The sequence below is a fragment of the Acinetobacter sp. ANC_7634 genome, from assembly GCF_056779875.1.
In genome coordinates, this window is sequence record NZ_JBWYIT010000049.1 from 1 (window position 1) to 221 (window position 221).

Sequence of the window (221 nt, forward strand, 5' to 3'; positions counted from 1 at the left end):
CGTGATGATGCACTTGCTGCGAAAACAGAAGCACAAACAAAAGTGACAGCATTACCTGAGGCAGTACAAGCAGAAAAAGATGCGCTACAAGGTCGTTTAAATGATCTGGTTGATATCACTTTACCAACAGTAAATGACGAAGATGAAGATGGTGTTGTTGATGATATTGGAGAAGCTCTAGCAGCGGCTGAAGCAGCAGTAGAGGCAGCAGAAGCAGCATA

General features: G+C 43.9%; 1 protein-coding gene. It reads left to right on the forward strand.

The window, feature by feature from the left end; translation table 11 throughout:
- The coding region (locus AC1M9A_RS14480; protein ID WP_481610502.1) for a GA-like domain-containing protein at window positions 1-221 on the forward strand (221 nt) is incomplete at both ends.